This is a genomic window from Conexibacter sp. CPCC 205762 (assembly GCF_030646155.1).
In the GTDB taxonomy this organism is placed as follows: Bacteria; Actinomycetota; Thermoleophilia; order Solirubrobacterales; family Solirubrobacteraceae; genus Conexibacter.
Genome location: NZ_JAUTDN010000015.1, coordinates 99,558 through 106,787 on the forward strand (window position 1 = coordinate 99,558; position 7,230 = coordinate 106,787).

A 7,230-nucleotide genomic window follows, 5' to 3' on the forward strand; every position below is an offset into this window, starting at 1 on the left:
TGAGGCGCATCGCGGTCGCCGCTCAACCGACTTCGGCCGAGAGCGAGACCGGTATCGCCTCGACCTCGCCGAGCAGCCGCTCGACGTTGTGCGGATCGATCACGCCGGCGCCGAAGTGCTGCGTCGACTCGGCGCCGCAGGCGACGCCGAAGCGGAGGCACTCCTCGGGCGTGCCGCCGGTGTAGCGGCAGGCGACGTAGCCGGCCAGGAAGGCGTCGCCGGAGCCGACCGCCGCGCGCGCCTCCTGCTGCTCGACGCGGACGCGGTAGAGCTGCGGGCCGGCCTCGGTGATGACCTTCGCAAAGACCCCGTCGGGGACGGTCATGATCGCCTCGCGCGGACCCTGCTCGACGATCTCGGCGACCGCCAGCATGCGGTCCTCGTCGTCGTTGAACTCGTGGCCGACCAGCTCCTCGGCCTCGATCACGTTCGGCGAGACGACGTCGGGCTCGGCGCGGACGGCGTGGCGCAGCGGCTCGCCGTCGGTGTCGACGATCGTCGTCACGCCGAGCTTGCGCAGCTCCTTGATCAGCGAGCCGTAGACGTCGGGCTCGACCGCGCGCGGGAGGCTGCCGGCGAAGACGCAGATGTCGGCGCCCTGGGCGAGGTAGAGGAGCTTGTCGCGGAACAGCTCCATCTCGCGCTCGGTCACTCTCGGACCGCGCTCGTTGATCTCGGTCTGCACGCCGGTCGTCGGATCGAGCACGGCGGTGTTGGTGCGCGACTCCTCGCCGATGCGGATGAAGTCGGTCAGGACCGACTCGGCCGTCAGCGCCTCGACGATGCGGGTGCCGGTCGCCCCGCCCGCGAAGCCGGTCGCGATCACCGGGCGGCCGAGCCGCTTGATCGCGCGTGCCACGTTGACGCCCTTGCCGCCCGGCATCGTCGTCTGGTCGACGGAGCGGTGACGGCGGCCGAGGCGGAAGTTCGGCACTTCCAGCGTCTTGTCGATCGCCGTGTTGAGGGTGACGGTGATGATCATGCTGCCTCCATGTCCGCACGGCGCCTGCTGCGCCGAGCCCCGTGGCGACGGCGCAGGAGCAGCGCTGCCGCCACGCCCCCGACGACCACCACGATCGCTACCAGGCTACCCGGTCTGGCCGCTGCGTCGCCAGCGCGTTCGAGCAGTCCGACCTCCGGGACCGCGGTCGCCGACACCAGCGGCACGGTCGTCAGGACTCTGCCGTCGACGCGGACCGTCAGCGAGCCGACGACGGCGTTTCTCGGCAGCGGCCCCTGCAGCTCCTCGGGCGCTCTGACGGCGACGGCGACGCGCGCGTCGCGTCTGAGCAGCTCTCTGACGGTTCTCGTCGCGATCAGCCGTATCGAGTCCTCGGGGCGGTACTTGAGTCTCGCCGTCGCGTAGACGGCGCTGCTTCTGACCGGCGTCTTGAACGCATGCGTCGCGAAGGCCCAGTTCAGCAGCGCGAGCGCGTCGGCGTCGCGCGCGGACTCGCTCGGCGTGCCGGTGACGGCGGCGACGTAGGTGACGCCCTTCTTCGTGCCGGAGGCGACCAGCAGGTAGCCGGCGGCGTTGGTGTGGCCGGTCTTGACGCCGTTGATCCAGCCGACGCTCTGGACGAGCCCGTTGCGGTTGATCACCGTGCGCGGCGCGGCGCCGGTCGTCAAGGTCGCCGATCTGAGGTCGACCGTGCGCGCGAGGAACCTGTTTCTGCGCAGCGCGATGCCGAGCCGCGCGAGATCGGCGGCGCTGGAGTAGTTGGCGCTGGAGTCGAGCCCGACCGGCGTCGAGTAGTGGGTGTTGGTCAGCCCCAGCGCGCGCGCCTTCGCGTTCATCTCGCCGATGAAGGCCGAGCGCGTGCCGGCGGCGCAGGTGGCGAGCGTCTCGGCGGCGTCGTTGGCGCTCGGCAGCAGCAGCCCGCGCAGCAGGTCCTTGACGCTCATGCGCTCGCCGGCGTGGAGGCCGATCTGCGTCTCGGCCGGCTGCGGGACGTAGCCGCCGACGGTGCAGATCTTGTTCAGCGGCAGTCTGTCGACGACGACCAGCGCGGTCATGATCTTCGTCGTGCTGGCGATCAGATGGCGTGCGCCGGCGTTGACGCCGTAGAGCGGCTCGCCGCTGGATGCCTCGAAGACGGCGGCGCTGGCGGCCGACAGCTGCGGCGGACGTGGCAGCTTGGCACTCGCCGAGCCGGCGGCGGACGCGAGCAGCAGGGCGCTCACGAGCGCGATCAGCGCGCAGCGCAGCGCGAGCGCTGACGCGTCTCCGCGTCGCGCCCGTCGGTGAGGCGCGACCGTCACTGCGTCAGTCTCAGCTTCTGTCCGACGCTCAGCGACTGCGCGCTGACGTCTGGGTTGAGCTGCTGCAGCGTCTCCAGCGGGACGCCGGTGCGCTCGGAGATGATCGTCAGGTTGTCGCCGGATCTCACGACGTAGGTTCTCGCTCTCGCGCGTCTTCTCGCCTGTCTTCTGTGCGGCGTGGTCTTGACCGTAGCGGTCGGCGAGCCGCCGTTCGGAGAGTCTCTTCTCGCAGCCTGAACGACGGCGAAGACTCCGACGACGACTGCGACCAGTGCGAGCGGCGCGAGAAAGCGCACGGGATTCCGGTGACGCATCGGCGGCGATCATACCCGTGGGGTCGGGCGAAGGCGCGGAACCGGCACGGCTCCTGCCGCTGACGCGGCGGTGTGGCCGAAGCCGTGCCGGATCCGAGGAGCGCCCGTTGCTGTCCTGCGACGGCGACGGGCGCCGGATGCGAGAGGTCTCGGCCTGTGGTGGCCGGGTCGAGGTCCGGGCGTGCCGGACCTCAGTGTGGGTGGATCAGCCCTTGACGGCTCTCTTGAGGCCCGAGCCCGGCGTGAAGCGCGGGACACGGGACGCGGCGATCTGGATCTTCTCGCCGGTGCTCGGGTTGCGACCCTCGCGGGCGCCACGCTCGGCGACGTGGAACTTGCCGAAGCCGGAGAACGTCACCTCGCTGCCACGCTTGAGGGCGTCCTCGATGGTCGTGAGGACGGCATCGACAGCGTCTCCGGCGTCCTTCTTGCTCAGTCCGCTGTTCGCGGCAACCTGGTCGACGAACTCTGATTTCGTCACAGTGATCCTCCTTCGAGGTCGTGGGGAGGGCCGAAGCTAACAACCCGCGCGGACGGGAACAACGCGAATCCCCCGCCAGCACGGGAAATCTGACCGTCTTCGCGGCATCGAGACGATCTTCGCGCTCGATTAACCACAAAACGGATATTCCCGTATTTGCGGGCGATTCGCGCTCGGCGCTCAGTTCCTCAGGCCTTCCCCGCCGCGGGGAAGCCCAATCCCGCGAAAATCGCCGCGCTGACGGCGGAATCGGCGCGCTCGAACACCTGGACGGAGCTGGACGCGCCCTCGTCCCCCATGTCGGCGAGCAGCGTTTCGAGGTCGTGGCGCAGCAGCGGCAGCAGCGCATGCGGCCCGGCGAGGACCGCCAGCACGTGCCGCTCGCCGGAGATCGCGAGGACCGTCCCGGTTGGCGCGTCGGCGCGTCCCGCGGGCTCGCGGGCGAGGACCGCGAGGTCCCCGGCGGCGAGCACGACGGCGGCGCGCACGTCGGTCGTGAGCTGGCGCAGATGGCGAAGCGCGAGCGGAGGCGTCAGAATGGCCGTCATGTCAGAGCCCGAGGATACGAGGGTCCCGCTCGAGCGGATCGCCTGGATGGTGACGGTGGTCGTCTGCCTCGTCACCGCGCTGGTGACGCTGCTGAGCGGCTACGTCGGCTATGCCGCGGTCGTCTTCGCGATCGCCTGCTCGGCCGCGATCAACCTGCGCTGAGCGGCGGCCGCGCCGCGCCGCACCCGCCGCGCACCCTCTTGGCGCCGGCGCGCTCAGCGGCCGTCGAGCCACTCGGCGAACGCCCGCAGCGCACGGCCGCGGTGGCTGATCGCGTCCTTCTCGGCGTCGGTCAGCTCCGCCATCGTGCGGCCGGGAGCGCCGTCGGGCAGCTCGTCGGCCGGGATGAAGGCGGGGTCGTAGCCGAAGCCGCCGGCACCGCTCGGCCTGGCCGCGAGCGTGCCGCTGCAATACCCCTCGACGACGTGCTCGACCTGCTCGACCGGGTCGACGAAGGCGATCGCGCAGACGTAGCGCAGCCCGCTGCCGGCGGGCGCCTCCGCGAGCAGCTTCGCGAGGTTCTGCTCGTCGCTGGCGCCGGGGCCGGCGAAGCGGGCCGAGTGGATCCCCGGCCGGCCGCCGAGCGCCTCGGCCTCGACGCCGGAGTCGTCGGCGATCGCGGCGCGACCGGTCGCGGCCGCGGCGGCGCGCGCCTTGCCGAGCGCGTTGGCGACGAAGCTGTCGCCGTCCTCGGGCGGCAGCGTCACCTCCGGCGGCAGCGGGTCGAGCGCGAGCCGCCCGCCGGTCAGCCGCGCGAACTCGCGCACCTTGTGGTCGTTGCGCGTCGACAGGATCAACCGCTCGCTCATGCCGCTCCTTCCGCCCGCGGCGCGCTCCCGCGGCCGCTTGTCGCGTTCACGCTCATGCCGCCACCGCTGCCTGCTGGGCAGCGCGCAGCTGCTCGATGCCGGCCTCGGCCAGCGCCAGCAGCTCGTCCAGGTGGGCGCGCGAGAGCGGCGTCCGCTCCGCCGTCGCCTGCACCTCTACGAGCCCGCCGTCGCCGGTCATCACGACGTTCGCGTCGACCTCGGCCGACGAATCCTCCGGGTAGTCGAGGTCGAGCAGCGGCACGCCGCCGACGACCCCGGCCGAGACCGCCGCGACCGATCCGGTCAACGGCAGCCGCTCCAGCCTCCCCTCCGCGACGAGCCGGTCGAGCGCCCGACGCAGCGCGACCCAGCCGCCGGTGATCGCCGCGCAGCGGGTGCCGCCGTCGGCCTGCAGCACGTCGCAGTCGACGTAGACGGTGCGCTCGCCGAGCGCGTCGAGGTCGACCACCCCGCGCAGCGAGCGCCCGATCAGCCGCTGGATCTCGACGCTGCGACCATCGACTCTGCCCTTCGTCGCGTCGCGCGGCTTGCGCCGGCCGGTCGAGGCGGGCAGCATCCCGTACTCGGCGGTCAGCCAGCCGCTGCCGCGCCCGGCCATCCAGCGCGGCACGCTCTCCTCGATCGACGCGGTGCAGATCACACGCGTGTCGCCGACGGAGATCAGCGCCGAACCGGTCGCGCTGCGGACGAAGTCGGGCTCGAACGCGACCGGCCGCAACTGCGCCGGCGAGCGTCCGAGGCTGCGCTCTGGAGCCATCGGCCCATCGTCGCATGCGCGCCCTATCTGAGCCCGCTGATCGCCGTCTTGATCTTGTCGACGATCGCCTTCGCGATCCCGCCGTCGCCGATCGACGATCTCTTCGTCGCCGCCACGACGCCCGCCAGCAGCGCCGCGACGAGCAGGATCAGCGCGACGTACTCGACCGTCCCCTGCCCGCGTTCGCCGCGCCGCACCTGCGTCATCCGCTCGCCGTTCAGCGCGAGCCCGATCCGCGTGTGCAGCAGTCCCATCAGCCGGTAGATCACGGCTTCCTCCAGTTCGCTCGACAACGGCGATCGAGTCTGCGGATCGAGCTGTGGAGCTTCTAGACGCGTTCGTGCCGATCGTCAGCAGGCTTTGCAACAAATCACGCGCAGGTGCCGGGCTCGCACGAGCCGGGCGCGGCGGGCGGCTAGGCTGCCGAAGCTGATGCGCGCGCTCGTCGTGACGAACATGTACCCCACGGCCGCCCGGCCGGCGCTCGGCCGCTTCGTGCAGGACCAGATGGAGGCGCTGCGGCGGATCGACGGGATCGAGGTCGAGCTGTTCGCCTTCCCGCCTGGCATGCGCTCCTATCCGCGCGCCGCGCGAGAGCTGCGGCGGCGCTTCCGCGGCGAGCGCTTCGACGTGATCCACGCCCACTTCGGCCTCACCGCCTGGCCGGCGCTCGCGCTGCGCGGGGCGCCGCACGTCGTCACCTTCCACGGCACCGACCTGGCGCACCCGCGCTCGGGCCGGCTGAGCCGCGCCGTCGTGCCGCTGGTGACGCTCGCCGCGACCGTCTCCGCAACCCTCGCCGAGCTGATCCCCGGCGCCGGCGTCAGACGACGGGTCGCGGTGCTGCCGTGCGGCGTCGACCTCGGCCGCTTCAGACCGCTGCCGCGGCGCGCGGCGCGGGAGCGGTTCGGGCTCGACCCCGACGGCCGCTACCTGCTCTTCCCCGCCTCCCCCGCGCGGCCGGAGAAGCGCGTCGACCGCGCCCGCGAGGTCGCCGGGGAGGCGACGCTGCTGAGCCTCGACGACGTCCCGCCCGACGAGGTGCCGCTGTGGGTCAACGCCGCCAACGCGGTCGTGATCCCGTCCGAGCGCGAGGGGCTCGGGCTGGCGGTGCTGGAAGCGCTCGCCTGCGACGTGCCGGTCGTCTCGACGCCGGTCGGGATCGCCCCGCAGGTGCTCGAAGGGGTCGCCGGCACGCTCTGCGCGCCGTTCGACCGCGATGCCTGGTCGGCGGCGCTGGCGCCGCATCTCGCGGCCGCGGACCCGCGGGTCGCCGGCCGCGCGCGGGCGGACCTCTTCTCGGCCGATCGGATGGCGCGCCGCGTCGCGATCGCCTGGGCGGCGCTGGCCGGGCAGGCGGAGGGGCCGGTCGGGGCGCCTGCGTATACTCCCCGCCTCGGCGCCGCTGAGGCAGGAAACGCGGCGCCCACCGACCGATGAGTGGCCTGTTCCAACGCATCGCGCGCCGCCGTGCCGGCGACCCCGACGAGGCGCCCGCTTCCGCGCAGCCCGGCGCCGACCCGTCCGCGCCGGCGCCCGCCGAGCCCGCGGCTGCCGACACACAGCCGACCCGCTTCATAGGCGCGCCTGCCCCCGCCGCGCCGCAGGACGAGGCCCCGCCGGCCGATGCCCCATCAGCCGATGCCGCGCCGGCCGATGCCCCATCAGCCGATGCCGCGCCGGCCGATGCCGCATCAGCCGATGCCGCGCCGGCCGATGCCGCATCAGCCGATGCCGCGCCGGCGAGCGAGCGCGCGGGCGAGCCGCCGGCGCCCGGCGAGCAGGGCGGCGAGACCGCCCTCTTCCCGGCGCAGGAGCAGCCGACCGCGCTCTTCCCGCTCACCGAGCAGCCGACTGAGGCGATCCCCGTCGTGCCGCTGAGCGCCGCCGACGCCGGCTCGACGCCGCAGTCGGCGACGCAGGGCTTCGCCGTCGTCGACCCGGCCGCCGGCCAGCAGCCCGCCGGCGACGCCGCGACGGCGCCCGCCGACGCGCAGACGTCCGCCGCCGACGGCGCCCCGCCCGCCAGCGCGGGCG

At 73.2% G+C, this 7,230-nt stretch carries 9 protein-coding genes and 2 pseudogenes; 3 read left to right on the forward strand and 8 right to left on the reverse strand.

What is annotated here, in order from left to right; genetic code table 11:
* Nucleotides 1-22 precede the first annotated feature (22 nt).
* The 5 genes and pseudogenes from Q7L73_RS13955 to Q7L73_RS13975 all read right to left on the reverse strand — a co-directional run bounded on the left by Q7L73_RS13955 (nucleotide 23) and on the right by Q7L73_RS13975 (nucleotide 3,605).
* The gene (locus tag Q7L73_RS13955) at nucleotides 23-982 is read right to left on the reverse strand and encodes a 1-phosphofructokinase family hexose kinase (RefSeq protein WP_304692355.1); all 960 of its coding nucleotides are present in this window, start codon (nucleotides 980-982) and stop codon (nucleotides 23-25) included.
* Entirely contained in the window at nucleotides 979-2,184 is a 1,206-nt protein-coding gene (locus tag Q7L73_RS13960) for a D-alanyl-D-alanine carboxypeptidase family protein (protein ID WP_304692353.1), read from the reverse strand. Before Q7L73_RS13960 ends, Q7L73_RS13955 begins: the two co-directional genes overlap by 4 nt.
* Nucleotides 2,185-2,258: 74 nt before the next feature.
* Nucleotides 2,259-2,576: a LysM domain-containing protein gene (locus Q7L73_RS13965; protein ID WP_304692350.1), complete on the reverse strand. Its 318-nt coding sequence runs from the start codon at nucleotides 2,574-2,576 to the stop codon at nucleotides 2,259-2,261.
* 205 nt (nucleotides 2,577-2,781) lie between these two features.
* Nucleotides 2,782-3,066, reverse strand: a pseudogene (locus Q7L73_RS13970) (HU family DNA-binding protein); the annotation flags it as partial.
* 179 nt (nucleotides 3,067-3,245) lie between these two features.
* The gene (locus Q7L73_RS13975; protein WP_304692348.1) at nucleotides 3,246-3,605 is read right to left on the reverse strand and encodes a hypothetical protein; all 360 of its coding nucleotides are present in this window, start codon (nucleotides 3,603-3,605) and stop codon (nucleotides 3,246-3,248) included.
* On the opposite strand from Q7L73_RS13975, the gene Q7L73_RS13980 reads away from it, so the two are divergent.
* A complete protein-coding gene (locus Q7L73_RS13980; protein ID WP_304692346.1) occupies nucleotides 3,604-3,768 on the forward strand; it encodes a hypothetical protein in 165 nt (54 codons plus the stop codon). The two genes, Q7L73_RS13975 and Q7L73_RS13980, sit on opposite strands and share 2 nt — an antisense overlap.
* Nucleotides 3,769-3,821: 53 nt before the next feature.
* Here Q7L73_RS13980 and Q7L73_RS13985 read toward each other — a convergent pair whose 3' ends face one another.
* Genes Q7L73_RS13985 through Q7L73_RS13995 form a run of 3 tightly spaced genes read right to left on the reverse strand, consistent with a single transcriptional unit; the run spans nucleotide 3,822 to nucleotide 5,486 of the window.
* Complete coding sequence (locus Q7L73_RS13985) at nucleotides 3,822-4,415, reverse strand: non-canonical purine NTP pyrophosphatase (protein ID WP_304692344.1); 594 nt, start codon at nucleotides 4,413-4,415, stop codon at nucleotides 3,822-3,824.
* A gap of 52 nt (nucleotides 4,416-4,467) precedes the next feature.
* Nucleotides 4,468-5,193 carry a ribonuclease PH gene (gene rph, locus Q7L73_RS13990; RefSeq protein WP_304692342.1) on the reverse strand — a complete coding sequence of 242 codons (726 nt, stop codon included), beginning with the start codon at nucleotides 5,191-5,193 and terminating at the stop codon, nucleotides 4,468-4,470.
* Between the two features lie 23 nt (nucleotides 5,194-5,216).
* Entirely contained in the window at nucleotides 5,217-5,486 is a 270-nt protein-coding gene (locus tag Q7L73_RS13995; RefSeq protein WP_304692341.1) for a hypothetical protein, read from the reverse strand.
* 139 nt (nucleotides 5,487-5,625) lie between these two features.
* On the opposite strand from Q7L73_RS13995, the gene Q7L73_RS14000 reads away from it, so the two are divergent.
* Both Q7L73_RS14000 and Q7L73_RS14005 read left to right on the forward strand, forming a co-directional pair.
* A complete protein-coding gene (locus tag Q7L73_RS14000) occupies nucleotides 5,626-6,633 on the forward strand; it encodes a glycosyltransferase (RefSeq protein WP_304692340.1) in 1,008 nt (335 codons plus the stop codon).
* Nucleotides 6,630-7,230, forward strand: a pseudogene (locus Q7L73_RS14005) (hypothetical protein); the annotation flags it as partial. The gene Q7L73_RS14000 and the pseudogene Q7L73_RS14005, both read left to right, overlap by 4 nt.

Excerpts from the sequence above, each read along its gene's own strand:
- Q7L73_RS13965 (WP_304692350.1), bottom strand. The coding sequence starts at position 2,576 with ATGCGTCACCGGAATCCCGTGCGCTTTCTCGCGCCGCTCGCACTGGTC.
- Q7L73_RS13955 (WP_304692355.1), bottom strand. The coding sequence starts at position 982 with ATGATCATCACCGTCACCCTCAACACGGCGATCGACAAGACGCTGGAA.
- Q7L73_RS13975 (WP_304692348.1), bottom strand. The coding sequence starts at position 3,605 with ATGACGGCCATTCTGACGCCTCCGCTCGCGCTTCGCCATCTGCGCCAG.
- Q7L73_RS14000 (WP_304692340.1), top strand. The coding sequence starts at position 5,626 with ATGCGCGCGCTCGTCGTGACGAACATGTACCCCACGGCCGCCCGGCCG.
- rph (WP_304692342.1), bottom strand. The coding sequence starts at position 5,193 with ATGGCTCCAGAGCGCAGCCTCGGACGCTCGCCGGCGCAGTTGCGGCCG.
- Q7L73_RS13985 (WP_304692344.1), bottom strand. The coding sequence starts at position 4,415 with ATGAGCGAGCGGTTGATCCTGTCGACGCGCAACGACCACAAGGTGCGC.
- Q7L73_RS13980 (WP_304692346.1), top strand. The coding sequence starts at position 3,604 with ATGTCAGAGCCCGAGGATACGAGGGTCCCGCTCGAGCGGATCGCCTGG.